The organism is Actinocorallia populi, assembly GCF_002995495.1.
In the GTDB taxonomy this organism is placed as follows: domain Bacteria; phylum Actinomycetota; class Actinomycetes; order Streptosporangiales; family Streptosporangiaceae; genus Actinocorallia; species Actinocorallia populi.
Genome location: NZ_PVZV01000002.1, coordinates 100,543 through 119,536, shown reverse-complemented (window position 1 = coordinate 119,536; position 18,994 = coordinate 100,543). Strand labels below are relative to the sequence as shown.

The following is an 18,994-nucleotide window of genomic DNA, read 5'->3' as shown; positions in this document are numbered from 1 at the left end:
CGGCCCTCGCCGGGGGTGCTCCGCCGCCCGTGCGGTGGCCGGGGCGGTCCCGCGGAAGGGGCCGGGAAAGGCGGACGCCGCCCGTCCCTGGAGGGACGGGCGGCGTTCGCGGGTGCCGGGCGGGCCTAGCGGCGGCCGCCGTGGCAGCGCTTGTACTTCTTGCCGCTGCCGCAGGGGCAGGGGTCGTTGCGGGAGACCTCGGGAAGCTTCTCGACGTCCTCGACGTGGTGCTCGACCTCGCCCTGCTCGTCCGGGCCGGAGAAGTCGAGCTTCTTGGGCTCGGGCTTGTCCAGGGACGGGCCGCCGGTGGTGGCGGCGACGGCGACCGGGGCGGCCCCCACCTTGGCGGCGGGCTGCTCCTCGACCTCGACCTCCAGGTGGTAGAGGTAGCCGACCGACTCCTCCTTGATCGCCTCCATCATCGAGGCGAACATGTCGTAGCCCTCGCGCTGGTACTCCACCAGCGGGTCGCGCTGCGCCATCGCGCGCAGGCCGATGCCCTCCTGGAGGTAGTCCATCTCGTACAGGTGCTCGCGCCACTTGCGGTCCAGGACGGTCAGCACGACGCGGCGCTCCAGCTCGCGCATGACCTCCTCGCCGAGCTCGGCCTCGCGCTTGTCGTAGCCGGCCTGGGCGTCCTCGCGGATGCGGTCGGCGATGCCCTCGGCGCTGAGGTTCTGCACGTCGCCGCCGGCCTCCTCGATCACCTCGTCGACGGTGACGGAGACCGGGTAGAGCTGGTTGAAGGCCTTCCAGAGCTTCTCGAGGTCCCATTCCTCGGCGAAGCCCTCGGCGGTGGCGCCGGCGACGTAGCCGTCGACGACCTCGTCGATCATGTGCCGGATCTGCTCGCGCAGGTCGGCGCCCTCCAGCACCCGGCGGCGCTCGGCGTAGATCACCTGGCGCTGGCGGTTGAGCACCTCGTCGTACTTCAGGACGTTCTTGCGGATCTCGAAGTTCTGCTGCTCGACCTGGTGCTGCGCCGACTTGATCGCGGACGAGACCATCTTGGCCTCGATCGGCTGGTCGTCCGGGATGTTGAGCCGGTTCATGATCATCTCGACCCGGGCGGAGTTGAACAGCCGCATGAGGTCGTCCTCCAGCGACAGGTAGAACCGGGACTCGCCCGGGTCGCCCTGGCGGCCGGAGCGGCCGCGCAGCTGGTTGTCGATCCGGCGGGACTCGTGGCGCTCGGTGCCCAGCACGTACAGGCCGCCGGCCTCGGCGACGATCTCGTGCTCGCCCTTGACGTCCTCCTTGGCCTTCTCCAGCGCCTCGGCCCAGGCCTCCTCGTACTCCTCGGGCGTCTCCAGCGGGGACAGGCCGCGGCGGTGCAGCTCGAGGTCGGCGCGGAACTCGGGGTTGCCGCCCAGCATGATGTCGGTGCCGCGGCCGGCCATGTTGGTGGCCACGGTGACCGCGCCCTTGCGCCCGGCCTCGGCGACGATCGCCGACTCCCGCTCGTGGTGCTTGGCGTTGAGCACCTCGTGCGGGATGCCGCGGTTGCGCAGCATCTTGGACAGCTTCTCGGACTTCGCCACCGAGGTGGTGCCGACCAGGACCGGCTGGCCCTTGGCGTGCCGCTCCTCGATGTCCTCCACGACCGCCTCGAACTTGGCGTCCTCGGTCTTGTAGACCACGTCGGCCACGTCCAGGCGCTGCATCGGGCGGTTGGTCGGGATCGTGATGACGCCGAGCTTGTAGATCTTGTTGAACTCCGACGCCTCGGTCTGCGCGGTGCCGGTCATGCCGCCGAGCTTGGCGTACAGGCGGAAGTAGTTCTGGAGGGTGATCGTGGCGAGCGTCTGGTTCTCGTCCTTGATCGACACGCCCTCCTTGGCCTCGATGGCCTGGTGCATGCCCTCGTTGTAGCGCCGGCCGCTGAGGATGCGCCCGGTGAACTCGTCGACGATCAGGACCTCGCCGTTCATGACGACGTAGTCCTTGTCCTTCTTGTACAGCTCCTTGGCCTTGAGGGCGTTGTTCAGGAAGCCGACCAGCGGGGTGTTGACCGAGTCGTAGAGGTTGTCGATGCCGAGCCAGTCCTCGACCTTCTCCACGCCGGACTCCAGGATGCCGACGGTGCGCTTCTTCTCGTCGACCTGGTAGTCGCCGTCGTCGGACTCCTTGTCGGAGGCCTTCTTCAGCCGGGGCACGATCTTGGCGAACTCGGCGAACCACTTGGAGTTCTGGTCGCCGGGGCCCGAGATGATCAGCGGGGTGCGGGCCTCGTCGATCAGGATGGAGTCGACCTCGTCGACGATCGCGAAGTTGTGGCCGCGCTGGACGCACTCGTCCAGCGACCAGGCCATGTTGTCGCGCAGGTAGTCGAAGCCGAACTCGTTGTTGGTGCCGTAGGTGATGTCGGCGTTGTAGGCCTTGCGCCGCTCCTCGGGGGGCATGTTCCCCAGGATCACGCCCACCTCGAGGCCGAGGAACTGGTGCACGCGGCCCATCCACTCGGCGTCGCGCTTGGCCAGGTAGTCGTTGACCGTGATGACGTGCACGCCCTTGCCGGACAGCGCGTTGAGGTACGCCGGGAGCACGCAGGTGAGGGTCTTGCCCTCACCGGTCCTCATCTCGGCGATGTTGCCCAGGTGCAGTGCGGCCCCGCCCATGACCTGGACGTCGAAGTGACGCTGGCCCAGGACCCGCCGCGCCGCCTCACGGGCGGTGGCGAACGCCTCGGGCAGCAGGTCGTCCAGCGTCTCGCCGTCCGCCAGGCGCTCCCGGTAGGTGTCGGTGAGCGCGCGCAGCTCGGCGTCGCTCATCTCCGTGAAGTCGTCTTCGATGGAGTTCACCTGGTTGGCGATCCGCTTGAGCTTGCGCAGGACCTTGCCTTCGCCTGCGCGAAGAATCTTGTCGATGACAGCTGGCACTCTCGGAAGCTCCTTGCAGATCGGATAGCCGCACGCGGGTGGGAACCCTTGTCGCGCATACCACTCTTAGCCTGTCCATCCTAGGTGAGGTCCAGGATGGTGCAGGTCACCCTCGCGCGCAATTCGTTCCTGAGCCCAACGGACCGGCGTCGTGACCGGTTCCCTCCCCTGTCCGCCGTCTTGACCGGTTACGGCCAGGCCGGCGGGCGCCGTCACAGCCGTCCGGCGGCCTTCAGCGCCAGGTAGGCGTCGGCCAGCGCCGGGGCCAGGGACTCCGGCGTGGCGTCCACCACCTCGACACCGTACCGGCGCAGCTCGGCCGTGAGCCTGCGCCGCTCGCCGCGCGCCCGCTCGGCCGCCGCCGCGTCGTAGACGGCGGCCAGGTCGCCGCGCGAGGCCGCCATCTCGGCCACCCGCGGGTCCGCGACCGCGGCGATCATCACCAGGTGGCGGGCGGTGAGCCGCGGCAGCAGCGGGATCAGCCCCTCCTCCAGCGCCGCGGCGTTCAGCTCGGTCAGCAGCACCACCAGGCTGCGCCGCCGGGCGCGCGCCAGCAGCGCCGAGACCATCCCGGCCGCGTCCGACTCGATCAGCTCCGGCTCCAGCGGCGCCATCGCCCGCACCATGGCGGGCAGCAGCTCGGTGCGCGGCGCCCCCTCGACCCTGGCCCGCACCCGGCGGTCGTAGGCGAGCAGGTCCACCCGGTCCCCGGCCCGCGAGGCCAGGGCGCCCAGCAGCAGCGCCGCGTCCATCGAGCAGTCCAGGCGGGGCACGTCGCCGACCCGCCCGGCCGAGGTGCGGCCGGTGTCCAGGACGAGGAAGATCCGCCTGTCCCGTTCCGGCCGCCAGGTCCGCACGACCACGTCGCCGCGCCGCGCGGTGGCCCGCCAGTCGATCGACCGCACGTCGTCGCCCGGGACGTACTCGCGCAGGGAGTCGAACTCCGTGCCCTGGCCGCGGATGAGCGCGACGTGCTGCCCCGTCAGCTCCCTGAGCTTGCGGAGCTTGGCGGGCAGGTGCCGGCGCGACGGGAAGGCGGGCAGGACCCGCACCGTCCACGGCGAGGTCCGCGTCAGCTGCCGGGCCGCCAGCCCCAGCGGGCCGGTGGAGCGCACGGTCACCGACACCGACGACCTGTCGCCGCGCCGGGTGGGGGTCAGCGTCAGGTCGATCCGCCTGCGCTCGCCGGGGGGCAGGGAGATCTCGGCGGTGCGGGGGGCCGCGCCCGCGCTCGGCGGCCAGGCGTCGCGCACGACGGCGCGCACCCGCCGCGTCCCGGGGTTCTCCACGATCAGCCCGACCGAGGCCGACTCCCCCAGCCGCACGCTGGTGTCGCCGGAGCGGTGCAGCACCAGCCTGCGGACGTTGCCCGCCAGCGCGAAGTCCGCGGCCACGGCCACGGCGAGCACCCCCGCGACCGCGGCGATCACCCAGCCATACGGGAACAGCAGCGGCAGCGCCGCGGCCAGCAGCGCCAGCAGCCCGACCCGTCCGGTGATCGCCATTACCGCGGCGTGGGGACGGTCGCCAGCACCCCTTCGAGCACCCCGTCCGTGGTGGCCCCCTCCAGCTCGGCCTCCGGGCGGAGCTGGATGCGGTGCCGCAGGGTGGGCCGCGCCAGCGCCTTGACGTCGTCGGGGGTGACGTAGTCGCGCCCCGACAGCCACGCCCAGGCCCGCGAGGTGTTCAGCAGGGCCGTCGCGCCGCGCGGGGAGGCCCCCAGCTGCAGCGAGGGCGACTCCCGGGTGGCCCGGCACAGGTCGACGATGTAGGCGACGACCTTCTGGTCCACGTGCAGGCCGCGCACGGCCTCCCGGCCCGCGTCGAGGTCGGCCGCCCCGGCGACGGCGTCGACCTCCGAGAGGTCGCGGGGGTCGAAGCCCGACGCGTGGCGCTGCACCACGCCGATCTCCTCGTCCCTGGTGGGCAGCGGGACGGTCAGCTTCACCAGGAACCTGTCGAGCTGCGCCTCGGGCAGCGGGTAGGTGCCCTCGTACTCGACCGGGTTCTGGGTGGCGCAGACGACGAACGGGTCGGGCAGCGCGAACGGCGTGCCGTCCACCGACACCTGGCGCTCCTCCATCGCCTCCAGCAGCGAGGCCTGCGTCTTGGGCGGCGTCCGGTTGATCTCGTCGGCCAGCAGGAGGTTGGTGAAGACCGGCCCCCGCCGGAACTCGAACTCCGCCGACCTCGCGTCGTAGATCAGCGATCCCGTCACGTCGCCCGGCATCAGGTCGGGCGTGAACTGCACGCGCTTGAAGTCCAGCTCCAGCGTCTGCGCCAGGGTGCGCACCAGGAGCGTCTTGGCCACGCCGGGCACGCCCTCCAGCAGCACGTGGCCGCGGCACAGCAACGCGATCACCAGCCCGGTGACCACCGCGTCCTGGCCGACCACCGCCTTGGCGACCTCGCCGCGCAACGCGCCGAGGGAACGCCTGGCGTCCGCCACGGGAACCCCCGTGTCGATCACTGTCTCGTCGCTCATCGGGTTCACGGCGTGGAGTCTCCTGCCTTCAGACGGGGAGGACACGCCGCTCCCTCCCTTCACAGTGAGTGTTCTCAGCTGTTCTCTTAGTAAAGTGCGGGGCATGGGACGGCAGGTGAAACGGGCTTTCCGGTACCGCTTCCATCCGACGGAGGCGCAAGCGGCGGAACTGTCGCGCACGTTCGGCTGCGTCCGCCTGGTCTACAACCGGATGCTGGCGGAACGCACCCGCGCCTACGCCGGCGAGGGACGCCGTGTCTCCTATGCGGAGTCCTCCGCGCTCCTGACCCGGTGGAAGCGCACCGAGGAACTCGCCTTCCTGGGCGAGGTGTCCTCCGTGCCGCTCCAGCAGGCTTTGCGGCACCTGCAAGGCGCGTTCGTGAACTTCTGGAACAAGCGCGCCAGGCATCCGGCGTTCAAATCCAAGAAAAAGTCCCGTGCCTCGGCCGAGTACACCCGTTCCGCCTTCAAGTACCGCGACGGGCGACTCACCCTCGCGAAAATGAAGGAGCCGCTGAACGTCGTGTGGTCCCGGCCCCTGCCAGAAGGGGCGGAGCCGACGACGGTGACGGTGTCGCGAGACGCGGCCGGGCGCTGGTTCGTATCCCTTCTGTGCGAAGACCGCATCCCCCACCTGGACCCCGTCGAATCGTCGGTGGGCATCGACGCGGGCCTGACGGCTTTGGTGACACTCTCGACCGGAGAGAAGGTCGCCGACCCGAAGCACGAGCGGCGCGATCGCCGCCGTCTGACCAGGGCCCAGCGGGAACATTCCCGCAAGGCCAAAGGCGGTAGGAACCGGGAGAAGGCCCGTCTGCGCCTGGCCCGCGTCCATGCGCGGGTCACCGACCGCAGGCGGGACTTCCTGCACAAGCTCACCACTCGGCTCGTCCGTGAGAACCAAACGGTCGTGATCGAGGACCTCGCCGTCCGCAACATGATCAAGAACCGCACTCTGGCCCGCGCCGTCTCGGACGCGGCCTGGCGGGAGTTGCGGTCGATGCTGGAGTACAAGGCCGACTGGTACGGCCGCACCCTGATCGTGGTGAACCGCTGGTTCCCCTCCAGCAAGCCGTGCTCGACATGCGGGCACCGGGCCGCCGCGATGCCGCTGCACGTCCGTGACTGGGTCTGCGGCAGCTGCGGGATCGTCCACGATCGAGACGTCAACGCCGCGAAGAACATTCTCGCCGCCGGGCTGGCGGAGAGCTGAAACGCCTGTGGAGGGCCGGTGGGTCCTGACCCGCGAAAGCGGTGAGGGCACGGCCCGACGAAGCAGGAATCCCGGCGGGCGACCGCTGGAATCCCCGCCCTTCAAGGCGGCGGAGGAGGTCAAAGAAGTCGTTTCTCCAGGTCGTCCAGCAGGTCGGTCAGGCGGACGAGCTCCGCGTCGTCCCCGGGGGCGGGACCGTACAGCGCCCAGCCGGCGGTCTGCCGGTCCCATCCTGTACGTGATGTCACCAGGATGGTGACCTGTTCGGCTTTGCCGGGGTCGGCGGCGGCGCTGCGCGGGAGGCCGAGCAGCGGCACGAAACGTTCGCGCGCCGACTCGCGCAGGGCCAGCGCCGCCCGGTCGCGCGCCCGTGCCGCGCGGTAGAGGCGGGCCCTGCCCTCGACGGTCTCGGCGGAGCGGACGGCCACCGGCAGGCGCTCGACCACCACGGGGCCCAGCCTGCGCACCCGCCACAGGGCCAGCAGGCCGACCGCGATGAGCACCTGCCAGAAGAAGAGGGTGACGCCCGGCGGGATCAGCTCCGCCAGGCTCTCGTCCCCGGCCTCCGCCTCGGTGGGCAGGTCCGGCATCAGCCACACGGCCTTGTCGTGCGCCCCTCCGAGGAGGTCCATCCCGAACGCCGCGTTGCCGTCCTCGGCCAGTTCGTCGTTGGTGAGGGGCGTCCCCGACCCCAGCACCGTGACGGGTTTGGGCGCGCCCTCCCCCAGCACGACCATCCGGGCCAGGTTCTCCTCCGGGTCCGGGTAGCAGGTGAGCGCATGGGAGGGCGCGGTGTACAGCTGGGAGTCCCCGAAGGTCACCGTCCCGGTGCCCTCCATCAGCGGGCAGCCGGGAACGGCGAAGCCCGCGGCCGCCGTCGTGGCCCTGGAGACGCCCGGCGCGAGCCGCTTCAGGGCCGCGTCCGTCGGCTCGACCAGCAGCAGCGTGCCGGGTGCCGCCGCCAGCTGCCTCAGCTCGGCCCTGGTGAGCCTCTCGGACCGCACGACCACCACCACCGTGGTCCGCGTGGCCTCCGACGCCGCCGCGCGGGCCGTACGGGCCACGGTCACGGGCGTGCCGTTCTGGCGCACGATCTCGGCCAGGGCGCGCGAGCCGTTGCCGCCGGGGGACTCGGGGTCGAGGTAGCCGCCGGTCGCCTCGGGCCGGAGCGCGGCCAGCAGGACCGCGATCACGGCCAGGGCCAGGACCGGGAGGACGATGCCGCGCCAGCGCCGCACCCGCCGGCCGGCGACCTGCGCGGCGCTCTCCGCGTGTGCTGCCGTCTGCGTCACACCGCCTCCAACGGCCGGGGCCTGGCGGCCTGCACCGCCTGGTCCAGGTCGGCCAGCAGCCGGTAGCCCTCCGGGGTCCCCGGCCTGTCGCCGAACCAGACGTCGTAGAACACTCCCACGCCCGGCGCGAAGTCCACCGGCAGGACCGCGGCGGCCTCGGCGGCCAGCTCCTGCGCGGTGCGGCCGGGCCGGGGGTCGAGGATCGCGCGTTCCTCCAGCTCCCGGGCGACCGCCCGCAGCCGCTCCCGTATCGCCTCGGCCCAGCGGCCCTCCGCGGCGTGCGCCTCGGCCGCGGCCCGGTGGTCCAGCGACCGGCTGGGCACGTCCTCCAGCAGCGCCTTGCGGGACCTGACGTTGCCGCGCCCGCGCATCCACCACCACACCGCGGCGACCAGCAGGGCCGCCAGCAGGAGCAGCACGACCAGGGTGAACGAGCCGCCGCCGGTGCCGGGCCCGGCACCGGGGGCGTCCGGCATGATCTTCTTCAGCCACTCCTCGACCTGGTCGAGCGCCTCGTCGACGAAGGAGGGCCGGTCCCGGTGGTAGACGGGCTTGTCCAGCTCCTTCTCGGCCAGCTCGCGCGCCGTCTCCCTGTCGACCGGCTCGGCGGGGTTCATCGGGCTCATCGGGCTCCTCGCGTCACGGGCGCGCCCACAGGGCGGGGAAGTCCTCGTCGGGCACCTCGGCGCGCTGCTGGAGCTCCAGGTCCAGGCCCTCCCGCCGGTTGCGGCGGTCCAGGTAGAGCAGCGCGATCACCGCGGCCTCGAAGGGGGCGGTGACCGTCCAGGAGGCGATCTGCCCGAGGGTCTCGGCGGCCAGCGCGGCCACCGCCTGCCAGCCCTGCGGGTCGGCGCCGAAGAACAGCAGGCCGCCCGCGAGGAAGGGCACCTGGAGGATCAGCCCCATGAACGTGGTGAGGACCGTGGTGAGCACCAGGACCCCGAACGTCTTCCACCACTGCCCGCCGACCAGCCGCGCGGACGCCGAGAACGCCGCGCGCGCCCCCTGGCGCTCCAGGACGACGGCGGGCGCGGCCAGCACGTACCGGGTGTAGAGCCAGACGCCGAGCGCCAGCGCCGACGCCAGGCCGAGCAGGCCGAGCAGCACGGCGAGCCCCACCGAGCCGCCGGTGCCGGCGACCGCGACGAAGGGCGCCAGCGGCAGCGCGCCCAGCAGCGGCACGCCGAGGCCCAGCGCCGCGGCCACCGCGGCCAGGCCGGGCAGCCGCGGCCGCGCGTCCCGCCACACGCCGCGCAGGGAGACCGGCTGCCCGAAGAAGGAGCGGGCGATCACGGGCGCGAGCAGCCCGGCCAGCACCAGGACGACCAGCGCGGACGCCAGGCCGGAGAAGGCCGCCAGCGTCGCCTGCTCGCCCACCGACCGGAGCAGGAAGCCGGGGGTGTACTCGTCGGTCCCCCCGACGAAGAAGTAGCCAGTGACGGTCACCAGGACCTGCAGGACCGCCACCATCGCCGCGGCCGGGCCCAGCACCGCGCGGGGCGACCGGCGCAGCACGGCCAGTGCCGCGTCCAGTGTCTCGGCCACACTGAGCGGCCGCAGCGGGATCTCCCCGCCGAGCAGTTCGGCCCGGTCGACTCGCACGGGGCCATCCTGCCATGTGTCCTTATATCCAGGTGATTCCCAACGCCCGCCCCTCCCCAGGTGGTGCAAATATAGCGTGTCGTAAGCGAATCGGAACGCAGCGTACATGGCACCACGGAGAGATCGCCGCGGTTTCCCCGATTAGAGGCCCCGGCACTGGTAAAACGTGGGTAACCTGACTCGACTGGAGATGACGGCCTCCCGAGAGAACTTCGAGAGAACGGCGATGAGGGCGCATGAGAGGACGTGTACTGGTCGTCGACGACGACCTGGCACTCGCTGAGATGCTCGGCATCGTGCTGCGCGGCGAGGGCTTCGAGCCGTCGTTCGTGCACGACGGCGACAAGGCGCTCGAGGCGTTCCGGGAGACCCGGCCCGACCTCGTGCTGCTGGACCTGATGCTGCCCGGCGCGGACGGCATCGACGTGTGCCGCCAGATCCGGGCCGAGTCGGGCGTGCCGATCGTCATGCTGACCGCCAAGAGCGACACCGTGGACGTGGTGCTCGGTCTGGAGTCGGGCGCGGACGACTACGTGGTCAAGCCCTTCAAGCCCAAGGAGCTGGTCGCCCGGGTGCGCGCCCGGCTGCGCCGCACCGACGAGCCCGCCCCCGAGACCCTGCAGATCGGCGACATCTCGATCGACGTGGCGGGGCACTCGGTCAAGCGCGGCGACAAGCACATCCCGCTGACCCCCCTGGAGTTCGACCTGCTGGTCGCCCTGGCCCGCAAGCCGCGCCAGGTCTTCACCCGCGAGGTCCTGCTCGAGCAGGTGTGGGGCTACCGGCACGCCGCCGACACCCGCCTGGTCAACGTGCACGTCCAGCGCCTCCGCGCCAAGATCGAGAAGGACCCGGAGCGCCCGGAGATCGTCGTCACCGTGCGAGGCGTGGGTTACAAGGCCGGCCCGGCCTAGAAGGAAACCGACCCCCCATGAAGACCACCCTCCTGCGGCTGGTCCGCGGGTTGTGGCGCCGGTCGTACGTGCGCTGGCGCAGATCCATCCAGGTCCGCGTGGTCACCACCACCCTGCTGCTGTCGACGATCGTGGCGGTCGTCCTGGGCGTCTTCCTGATGCAGCAGATCACCACCGCGCTGCTGGAGAGCCGGGGGGAGTCGGCGGTCCAGCAGCTCAACGAGGGCCTGGGCATCCTCAAGCGCACCCCCGGCGACCCGGTGGCCGAGCGGGTCGCCCGGGAGCTGGCCGCGCGCAGCGGCCCGTCCGGGCGCTACGAGGTGTACCTGCGCGACACCAGGGAGGTCACCAACGGCGGGCTGCCCACCAACGACCTCGACCCGGCGAGCATCCCGGCGCAGCTCACCGAGGAGATCAACCGGGAGCCCGGCGCCAAGGTGTGGATCGGCAAGCTGGTGCGCCAGTACCACGAGGACGAGGCCGCGCTGATCGCCGGCGCCAGGGACGGCCCGTACGAGCTGTACTACCTCTTCCCGCTCCAGCAGGAGCAGCGCACGCTCGTCTTCGTGCAGCGCACCATGGTGGGCGTGGGCGTGGCGCTGGTGCTGCTGCTCGCGGCGATCGCCTCGGTCGTGACCCGGCAGATCGTCATCCCGGTGCGGCTGGCCGCCCAGTCCGCCGAGCGGCTGGCGGCGGGCCAGCTGGACGAGCGCATGAAGGTGCGCGGCGAGGACGACCTGGCCAGGCTCGGCCGCTCCTTCAACGACATGGCCACCACCCTGCAGGAGAAGATCTCCGAGCTGGAGGGCCTGTCGCAGGTGCAGCGGCAGTTCGTCTCCGACGTCTCGCACGAGCTGCGCACGCCGCTCACCACCATGAAGATCGCCGCGGACATGCTGTACGAGAACCGCGAGGACTTCCAGGCGATGGTGGCCAGGTCGGCGGAGCTGCTGCAGAGCCAGATGGAGCGCTTCGAGTCGCTGCTGGCCGACCTGCTGGAGATCAGCCGGCACGACGCGGGCGCGGCCACCCTGGACGCCGAGTCGGTGGACGTGCGCGAGCTGGTGCTGACCGCCGTCGACGACGTGCAGGACGTGGCGGAGCGGCGCGGCACCAAGATCGTCCTCAAGCTGCCGGGCGAGGCCTGCATGGCCGAGGTGGACCGCCGCCGCATCGCCCGCGTCCTGCGCAATCTGCTGTTCAACGCCGTCGAGCACGGCGAGGGCAAGGACATCGTGGTCACCGTCGCGGCCGACCGCGACGCCGTCGCGCTGGCCGTCCGCGACCACGGGACCGGCCTGAAGGCGGGCGAGGCCCAGATGGTGTTCGACCGGTTCTGGCGGGCCGACCCGTCGCGGGCCCGCACCATCGGCGGCACCGGCCTCGGCCTGTCGATCTCCCGGGAGGACGCCCAGCTGCACGGCGGCTGGCTGCAGGCCTGGGGCGAGCCCGGCGTGGGCTCGCAGTTCCGGTTGTCGCTGCCCCGCACGGCCGGGGCGGAGCTGCGCGGCTCGCCGCTGCCGCTGGTCCCGGCCGACGTGGAGCTCAACCGGGCCGACCTGGCCGACCTGGCCGATCTGGAGGGCGCCGAGTGAAGCGCATCATCGCCGTGCTCCTGGCCCTGTCCTGCGTCACGGGCTGCGCGGGCATCCCGGCCGGCGGCTGGGTGACGGCGCAGGACAACGGCGAGCGCACCGAGCCGTTCGACGAGCCCTACGTCCGGGTGGTCCCCACCCGGCCCCAGGACGGCTGGTCCCCCGAGGAGGTGGTGCGCGGCTACCTCGTGGCGATGGCCAACTTCGACAACGACCGCGAGTCCGTGCGCGCCTACCTCGCCGAGGGCCAGACCTGGCGGCCCGACGGGCGTCCGAAGGTGACGGTCCTGGACGACCCGGAGTTCTCCGAGCCCACCTTGATGTCCGACCCCGAGGAGGGCGACGAGGCCACGGTGCGGCTGTACGGCACCAGGCTCGGCCAGATCAGCTCCTCGGGCCAGTACGAGGCGCTCAACGAGCCCAACCACGAGGTGACGTTCCTCCTGCGGCGCATCACGCCGAACCGCTGGCGGCTCGTCGGCAACCCCGACGAGCTGGTGCTCTTCCGCAGCGACGTCGACCGGGTGTTCCGCACCACCAACCTGTACCACTTCGCGCCCGACCGGCAGTCCCTGGTGCCCGACTCGGTGTTCCTGCCGCTGCTCAACCGCTCGGACCTGCCCAGCCAGCTGGTGGAGTCGCTGCTGAGCAAGACCGTGCCGTGGCTGAACGGCGCGGTGGTCTCCTCCTTCCCCGAGGGCACCGGCCTGCTGGGCAAGGTGCGGCTGGACGAGGACGTCGCCACCGTCAACCTCAGCAAGGAGGCGGCGGCGGGCAACGTCGACCACATGTCGGCGCAGCTGCTGTGGACGCTGGGGCAGCTCACCGAGATCCGCGCGATGCGGCTGCAGATCGACGGCCGCACCCGGCGGACCAGCGACGGCCTGGACGTCCAGGAGAAGAAGCGCTGGGAGGACCTCGGCCCGGACGCGCCCAGCAAGGTCACCGGCGAGTCCCAGTACCTGCTGACCGAGACGGGCCAGGTCGCGCTGCTGCAGGGCAGCGCCGCGGTGTCCGTGCCGTCCCTGCGCGACCACACGTTCCGGGACGCCGCGGTGGCGCTCAACGGCCAGCAGTTCGCCGGGATCTCCGGCCAGGCCCTGTACGTGGGGGACCTGAGCGGCGGCCAGGTCCGGCGGGTGCTCAAGGCCGAGCGGGGCGCGACGCTGCTCCGGCCGTCCTGGGACCGCTCGGGGAACCTGTGGATCGTGCAGAACAAGGGCCGCTCCTCCACGTTGTGGCTGCTGTCCCCGGGCCGGGCCGAGGCCACGAGGCTGCCACCGCTGTCGGAGCTGCGCCCCGGCCAGCAGATCAAGGCGCTGCGCGTGGCGCGGGACGGGGTGCGGGTGGCCGCGCTGATCGGCGACGGCTCCCAGACCGAGATCCAGATCGGCCGGATCGCGCCGGACGACTCCTCCGACGACGTCTACTCGCTGGGCTTCCACTCCATCAACGCCGAACTCGGCTCGGTGGTCGACCTGGCCTGGCGCGACGCCGACACGCTGGCCGTGCTGGGCACCGTCGGCGCCTCGACGAGCATCCTGCCCTACGAGGTCCCGATCAGCGGCGGCGCGATCCGGGCGATCGGCGGCAGCTTCGAGGGCACGCCGGTGAGCATCACCGCGGCGCCGGGCAAGGAGATCCTGCTGGGCATCGCCCCGGGCAAGGAGAGCCAGGCGTCCGCCACCTGCCTGCAGTCGTTCAACGAGGATCCCCGCTTCAGCACCTGGGACTGCGGCATCGTCGGCTTCTCCCCCGTCTACCCGGGCTGACCCCCGGTCCTGAGGCGTCCGCGCGGCTGGCCGCCGAGCCGGCCGAGCCGAGGCGTCCGCGCCCGCGCGGAGATCAACGCGGCGGCCGCCCGGTCAGGGCCGTCTGCGGCGCCCGCGCGGGGGCTGCGGTTTCGTCACCCCCTCCGGGGAGGATGGTGACGTGTTCGGAGCGCTCGCGGAGTTGCTGCTGCCCGCACGGTGCGCGGGTTGCCGGGTGCCGGGTCCCCCGGTGTGCGCCCGGTGCGCCGCCCGGTTGGCGGGGCCGGGCCTGGCGGTGGCCGCCAGGCCTCCCGTGTGGGCCGTGGGCGCCTATGAAGGGGCGCTGCGGTCTTTGGTGCTCGCCCACAAGGAGAAAGGGCGTACGGCGCTCTCCGGCCCGCTGGGGCGCGCCCTGGCGGGGCTGGTGGCGTCGCGCTGGGCGCCGGGGCCGGTGCTGCTCGTCCCGGTGCCGTCCGCCCGGCGGACCGTGCGGCGGCGGGGGCGCGACGCCACGCTCCTGATGGCCGGCGCGGCCGCGGCCGCGCTGCGGGAGGCGGGGTGGGCGGCGCGGTGCGTCCCGGTGCTGCGGCAGCGGCGGGGGGTCGCCGAGCAGGTGGGGCTGGGCGCGGCGGAGCGGCGGGCCAATCTCGCGGACGGGTTGCGGGTGGCGCGTCCGGTGGCGGGGGCGTCCGTGCTCCTGGTGGACGACGTGGTGACGACGGGCGCGTCGCTGGCGGAGGCGGGCCGGGCGCTGCGGGCGGCGGGGGCGGTGCTGGAGGGGGCGGCGGTCCTCGCTCGTACAGAACCTGGTAAATCTCGCGACTATCTATAAACAAACCAATTTTCCGGAAACAAACTTATACCCCCAGAACACCCAGAGAACGGCGCAGGCCGGAGGGTGAAGGGTTTTCTCCGCCATCATGATCATGGTAAGTGAGATTTGCCGCACTTGTCACCGATGACATTCGGGTCGCGAGAGGCTAGCGTTCTGACATGGCACCCGCCCGGGTCCGTGGTTGCGCCGGTTCGGGGTTCTCCGCTGGGAGACCTCGTGCCGAGCTAGCCGATGCCAGTCGCAGGCGAAACGGTCCACGTAAGCCGACTTTTTGTCGAGTGATCACGGTGCGGCTTAGAAGTAAGCCCTGCCCCGCCGGTGGATCAGATATCCGCCGTCACGGGAGAAGAGCAGTAGTGGCATGGGCTGCGAACCTCTCAGCAGGCGATTGTGGGGTCGAAGACCAGGTCGGCCGGGTGGGTGCTCCTCCATTGACGGAAACATCTGGAACTCTTGAATCCAGACTGTCCGTTCTCTCCATAGAGAAGGGGGGTCCAAGCGTTGGACATCATCGTGAGGGGCCGTCGGACGGACGTGAACGACCGCTTCCGGCAGCACGTCGACAGCAAGCTCGCCAAGTTCGAGAAACTCGACTCCAAGATCATCCAGGTGGACGTGGAGGTGAGTGAGGAGCGCAACCCCCGGCAGGCCGGCCAGCGGGAGCGGGTCGAGCTCACCGTGCGCTCCAAGGGGCCGGTGATCCGCGCCGAGGCCGCCGCCGACGACCGCTACGGCGCGCTCGACGTCGCCCTCGACAAGCTCGACACCCGCATGCGCCGGGCCGCGGACCGGCGCAAGATCCACCACGGCACGCGCACGCCCGCCAAGTACAGCGGCGTCGAACCGATGCCCACTCCCCTGGAGCCCTCTGCGCTGACCGCCCGCGAGCCCTCGGTCGAGCCCGTCTCCGGGGCCGGGCGCGCCGGCTCCACGGGGGTCGCCGAGGCGGAGGAGAGGGTCTTCGACCGGCCCGACCTGGAGGAGACCCTCCTGCCGATCCCGATGGACGGGAACGGTCCCGTCGTGGTCCGCGAGAAGTGCCACGAGGCCGGTCCGATGGACATCCAGCAGGCCCTCTACGAAATGGAACTTGTCGGACACGACTTCTTCCTGTTCCGTGACAGGGAGAGTGGCCGGCCCAGCGTCGTCTACCGGCGGCGCGGGTGGGACTACGGAGTCATCCGCCTCATCGAGGAGTAATCCGACGTGAGCAACCCGTAATCGCCCTCGCCGTGCCATGATCTAGGCGACCCATATGGGGGAGGAAGAGTGAGCGAGATCCCCGAAGCTCGCACCGATCCGATCCGAGTCCTGATCGTGGACGACCATGCCCTCTTCCGGAGGGGGCTGGAGATGGTCCTGTCCGGCGAGCCCGGCATTGAAGTGATCGGCGAGGGCGGTGACGGGCTGGAGGCCGTCCAGAAGGCACGCGACCTGACACCGGACGTGATCCTGATGGACATCCGGATGCCGCGCCGTGGCGGCATCGAGGCCTGCGCGGCCATCAAGGAGGCCGTGCCCAGCGCGAAGATCGTCATGTTGACGATCAGCGACGAGGAGGAGGACCTCTTCGAGGCGCTCAAGGCGGGCGCCACCGGCTACCTCCTCAAGGAGATAGCCATCGACGAGGTGCCGCACGCGGTACGGGCGGTGCACGGCGGGCAGTCGCTGATCAGCCCGTCGATGGCGTCCAAGCTCATCTCCGAGTTCACCGCGCTGGCCAAGCGGTCCGAGGAGCGGCAGCAGCAGGTGCCCGCGCCCCGGCTGACCGACCGCGAGATGGAGGTGCTGCGCCTGGTGGCGCGGGGCCTGGGCAACCGGGAGATCGCCCGGGAGCTGTTCATCTCCGAGAACACGGTCAAGAACCACATCCGCAACATCCTGGAGAAGCTCCAGCTGCACTCCCGCATGGAGGCCGTCGTCTACGCCGTCCGCGAGAAGCTGCTGGAGATCACCTGACCCGCACGGGTTCTCAGGCGGACACCGGGGCGAGGTCGGGGGTCTCGGCCGCGTCCCCGGTGTCCCCCGCCGCCACCGCGCGGCGGCCGAAGAACCACACGTAGGCCAGGAACGCCGCCTCGGCGACCACGCCGATGCCGATGCGCAGCCAGGTGGTGTGCACCCAGCCGGTCACGAAGCCCTCGATCGCGCCCGAGATCAGCAGCACCCCGATGAGGCCGAGCACCACGCTCATCGCCGCGCGGCCCTCCTCGGCCAGGGCGCGGCCGCGCGGGCGGCGGCCCGGGTCGATGATCGTCCAGCCGAGTTTGAGGCCGACGCCGCACGCCACGTACACCGCGGTCAGCTCCAGCAGGCCGTGCGGCAGGATCAGGCCGAAGAAGATGTCGGTCTTGCCGTGGGCGGCCATGAGCCCGCCGGTCAGGCCGAGGTTGAGCTGGTTGAGCACCAGGACGTACAGCGTCGGGACGCCCAGCAGGATGCCGAAGGCGATGGCCTGCGCCGAGACCCAGGCGTTGTTCACCCACACCTGGAAGGCGAACGCGCCGGCCTCGTGCTCGGTGTAGTAGTTGGCGAAGTCCTCCTCGACCAGCTTCCTGATCTCGTGCGGGGTGCCGACGGCCGCCTGGACCTCGGGGTCGCCCGCCACCCAGAACGCGACGGCCAGCGCCAGCAGGTTGCCCAGCAGCGCGCAGCCCAGCCACCACCAGCGCTGCCGGTAGACGACGCCGGGGAACGACACCGTGATCAGCCGGGCCGCGTCCCGCCACATCGGGGCGCTGGCCCCGGACACCGCCGCCCTGCCGCGCGCCACCAGCGACGACAGCCGCCCGATGACCAGCGGGTCCGGCGAGGCCGAACGCACCACCGACAGGTGCGTGGCGGCCCGCTGGTAGAGCTCGACCAGCTCGTCGATCTCCGCCCCGTCCAACTTCCCGGAGCGGTTGATCAGGTACTCCAGGCGTAGCCATTCGGCGTTGTGCGCGGAAACGTAGGCGTCGACATCCACAACAGGAATCTACCGGGCTTCCCGGGCGGGAACCGGGAGACGGCACCGGACCCGCGGCCCGCCGCACGAATCCGGGGGCGCGCCGGACCCGCGGGCCGGTCCTCGCTTCGCCGCGGCACGGCACGGACCCGGGGCCGCCCGGACCCCGCGGCCCGTCATCGCTTCGCCGCGGCCGTCCGGCGGGGGGCATACTGGGCCGCATGACGGTCACTTCCGGCGAGCTGGTGACGGGCGAGGCGGTCGCGCTGGACATCCGGCCCGCCCGGCTGGCGAGCCGGGCCCTCGCCCTCCTGCTGGATCTGGCGATCATGCTCTCGCTGATGGCCACGCTCGGCCAGGCGGTGCAGTTCACGGTGCTCTTCGCCGACGAGGCCGTGGCGGTGGGGCTGGCCATCCTGGTCTCCGTCGGCTCCATCGTCGGCTACCCCGCCGTCATGGAGACCGCCACGCGCGGCAAGACCGTGGGGAAGATGGCGCTCGGGCTGCGCACGGTCTCCGTGGACGGCGGCGTGGTGCGCTTCCGCCAGGCGCTGATGCGCGCCCTGACGGGTTTCGTGGAGTTCTTCATGTTCGCCGGCGCGCCCGCCCTGCTGTGCTCCCTGTTCGACCACCGGGGCCGCCGCCTGGGCGACGTCTTCGCCGGGACCATGGTCATCCAGGACCGCCTCGCCGCCGAGACCGTCCGCGCCCCCATCACCCGGATGCCGCCCGCGCTGGCGCCCTGGGCGGCCACCCTGGAGCTCTCCCAGATCACCGACGACCAGGCCCTCAGCGCCCGCCAGTACCTGCACCGCTACCACGAGCTCCTCCCCGACGTCCGCCACCGCCTCGGCGCCCGCCTGGCCGCCGAGTTCGCCGCGCTCCTCTCCCCGCCCCCGCCCCCCGGCGTCCCGGCGGAACTCCTCCTCATGGCCGTCCTGGCCGAGCGCCGCCGCCGCGAGGAGCACCGCCTCGCCGCCCGCCGCGCCCGCCGCGAGGCCCAGCTCCGCAGGACCGGCCAGCACGTCCCCGTCGACCCCCCGCCCTCCCCCGTCTTCCACCCCCCGGGGAGCACCGCCTACCAGCCCCCGGCCGCGCCCTTCCCGGCCGGGGGCCCCCACTTCGCGGCGCCCGGCCCCCACCTCCAGCAGGCCGTTCCCGTCCCCGGCCTCCACCCCGCCGCATTTCCGTCCGGCCTTCGGCAGCCGTACGCTCCGGCCCCGCCCGCGCGGCAGGACGGCCCGCCTCCGGCGCCTTGACCTGTCCGGTTCCGGCCGCCCCGTGACCGGGCGGGCCGGATGGCCGCGACGGTTCTCCCTCTTCGGAACGCACGCGAAGGGCTCCCTCACCTGCTGGTGAGGGAGCCCTTCGCGTCGTGGCGACGCCGCCGGAGACCGTGATCGCCCGCCCGCGCATCGGCGCCGCCACCCGTGACGGCCGGTATTGACAGCCTCTCTCGGCATTTACCTATAGTGCTAGGT

The 18,994-nt window shown here is 71.9% G+C and carries 15 protein-coding genes; 8 read left to right on the top strand and 7 right to left on the bottom strand.

All coding sequences use genetic code 11. The features are described from left to right. Positions 1-125: 125 nt before the first annotated feature. The 3 genes from secA to C2865_RS07445 all read right to left on the bottom strand — a co-directional run bounded on the left by secA (position 126) and on the right by C2865_RS07445 (position 5,364). Positions 126-2,879 (bottom strand): preprotein translocase subunit SecA, encoded by a 2,754-nt coding sequence (secA, locus tag C2865_RS07455; RefSeq protein ID WP_106397624.1) that lies wholly within the window; start codon positions 2,877-2,879, stop codon positions 126-128. A gap of 212 nt (positions 2,880-3,091) precedes the next feature. Further along, complete coding sequence (locus C2865_RS07450) at positions 3,092-4,384, bottom strand: DUF58 domain-containing protein (RefSeq protein WP_106397623.1); 1,293 nt, start codon at positions 4,382-4,384, stop codon at positions 3,092-3,094. After that, the gene (locus C2865_RS07445) at positions 4,384-5,364 is read right to left on the bottom strand and encodes an AAA family ATPase (RefSeq protein ID WP_106398618.1); all 981 of its coding nucleotides are present in this window, start codon (positions 5,362-5,364) and stop codon (positions 4,384-4,386) included. The genes C2865_RS07450 and C2865_RS07445 overlap by 1 nt, the downstream gene beginning before the upstream one ends. A 103-nt stretch (positions 5,365-5,467) precedes the next feature. Here C2865_RS07445 and C2865_RS07440 point away from each other — a divergent pair, with 103 nt between their 5' ends. Then, positions 5,468-6,577 carry an RNA-guided endonuclease InsQ/TnpB family protein gene (locus C2865_RS07440; RefSeq protein WP_106397622.1) on the top strand — a complete coding sequence of 370 codons (1,110 nt, stop codon included), beginning with the start codon at positions 5,468-5,470 and terminating at the stop codon, positions 6,575-6,577. Positions 6,578-6,696: 119 nt separating this feature from the next. Here C2865_RS07440 and C2865_RS07435 read toward each other — a convergent pair whose 3' ends face one another. From C2865_RS07435 to C2865_RS07425, 3 genes are read right to left on the bottom strand one after another with little or no spacing between them, the layout of a single operon-like run. Then, positions 6,697-7,869 carry a DUF4350 domain-containing protein gene (locus tag C2865_RS07435; RefSeq protein WP_106397621.1) on the bottom strand — a complete coding sequence of 391 codons (1,173 nt, stop codon included), beginning with the start codon at positions 7,867-7,869 and terminating at the stop codon, positions 6,697-6,699. Beyond that, a complete protein-coding gene (locus C2865_RS07430) occupies positions 7,866-8,495 on the bottom strand; it encodes a DUF4129 domain-containing protein (protein ID WP_232835441.1) in 630 nt (209 codons plus the stop codon). The genes C2865_RS07435 and C2865_RS07430 overlap by 4 nt, the downstream gene beginning before the upstream one ends. Before the next feature lie 13 nt (positions 8,496-8,508). Next, positions 8,509-9,471, bottom strand: coding sequence for a glycerophosphoryl diester phosphodiesterase membrane domain-containing protein (locus tag C2865_RS07425; protein ID WP_106397619.1), 963 nt, complete (start codon positions 9,469-9,471; stop codon positions 8,509-8,511). A 236-nt stretch (positions 9,472-9,707) separates the two neighbouring features. On the opposite strand from C2865_RS07425, the gene mtrA reads away from it, so the two are divergent. The 6 genes from mtrA to C2865_RS07395 all read left to right on the top strand — a co-directional run bounded on the left by mtrA (position 9,708) and on the right by C2865_RS07395 (position 16,525). Continuing rightward, entirely contained in the window at positions 9,708-10,385 is a 678-nt protein-coding gene (gene mtrA / locus C2865_RS07420; protein ID WP_106397618.1) for an MtrAB system response regulator MtrA, read from the top strand. Between the two features lie 17 nt (positions 10,386-10,402). Beyond that, a complete protein-coding gene (gene mtrB / locus C2865_RS07415; protein ID WP_106397617.1) occupies positions 10,403-11,980 on the top strand; it encodes an MtrAB system histidine kinase MtrB in 1,578 nt (525 codons plus the stop codon). Further along, a complete protein-coding gene (locus C2865_RS07410; RefSeq protein WP_106397616.1) occupies positions 11,977-13,752 on the top strand; it encodes an LpqB family beta-propeller domain-containing protein in 1,776 nt (591 codons plus the stop codon). The genes mtrB and C2865_RS07410 overlap by 4 nt, the downstream gene beginning before the upstream one ends. Positions 13,753-13,912: 160 nt before the next feature. Then, a complete protein-coding gene (locus tag C2865_RS07405; RefSeq protein WP_106397615.1) occupies positions 13,913-14,563 on the top strand; it encodes a ComF family protein in 651 nt (216 codons plus the stop codon). A gap of 504 nt (positions 14,564-15,067) precedes the next feature. Further along, positions 15,068-15,766, top strand: a complete 699-nt coding sequence (gene hpf, locus C2865_RS07400; protein ID WP_106397614.1) for a ribosome hibernation-promoting factor, HPF/YfiA family — start codon at positions 15,068-15,070, stop codon at positions 15,764-15,766. 69 nt (positions 15,767-15,835) lie between these two features. Then, positions 15,836-16,525, top strand: coding sequence for a response regulator (locus tag C2865_RS07395; protein WP_106397613.1), 690 nt, complete (start codon positions 15,836-15,838; stop codon positions 16,523-16,525). Between the two features lie 13 nt (positions 16,526-16,538). Here C2865_RS07395 and C2865_RS07390 read toward each other — a convergent pair whose 3' ends face one another. Next, on the bottom strand, positions 16,539-17,534 hold the full coding sequence (locus C2865_RS07390) for a stage II sporulation protein M (protein ID WP_106397612.1): 996 nt from the start codon (positions 17,532-17,534) through the stop codon (positions 16,539-16,541). A gap of 200 nt (positions 17,535-17,734) precedes the next feature. On the opposite strand from C2865_RS07390, the gene C2865_RS07385 reads away from it, so the two are divergent. Further along, positions 17,735-18,772: an RDD family protein gene (locus tag C2865_RS07385; protein WP_106397611.1), complete on the top strand. Its 1,038-nt coding sequence runs from the start codon at positions 17,735-17,737 to the stop codon at positions 18,770-18,772. Positions 18,773-18,994: the final 222 nt, after the last annotated feature.

Coding starts and splice junctions, on each gene's coding strand:
- C2865_RS07450 (WP_106397623.1), bottom strand. CDS start 4,384: ATGGCGATCACCGGACGGGTCGGGCTGCTGGCGCTGCTGGCCGCGGCG.
- C2865_RS07445 (WP_106398618.1), bottom strand. CDS start 5,364: ATGAGCGACGAGACAGTGATCGACACGGGGGTTCCCGTGGCGGACGCC.
- C2865_RS07440 (WP_106397622.1), top strand. CDS start 5,468: ATGGGACGGCAGGTGAAACGGGCTTTCCGGTACCGCTTCCATCCGACG.
- C2865_RS07430 (WP_232835441.1), bottom strand. CDS start 8,495: ATGAGCCCGATGAACCCCGCCGAGCCGGTCGACAGGGAGACGGCGCGC.
- mtrA (WP_106397618.1), top strand. CDS start 9,708: ATGAGAGGACGTGTACTGGTCGTCGACGACGACCTGGCACTCGCTGAG.
- mtrB (WP_106397617.1), top strand. CDS start 10,403: ATGAAGACCACCCTCCTGCGGCTGGTCCGCGGGTTGTGGCGCCGGTCG.
- C2865_RS07385 (WP_106397611.1), top strand. CDS start 17,735: ATGACGGTCACTTCCGGCGAGCTGGTGACGGGCGAGGCGGTCGCGCTG.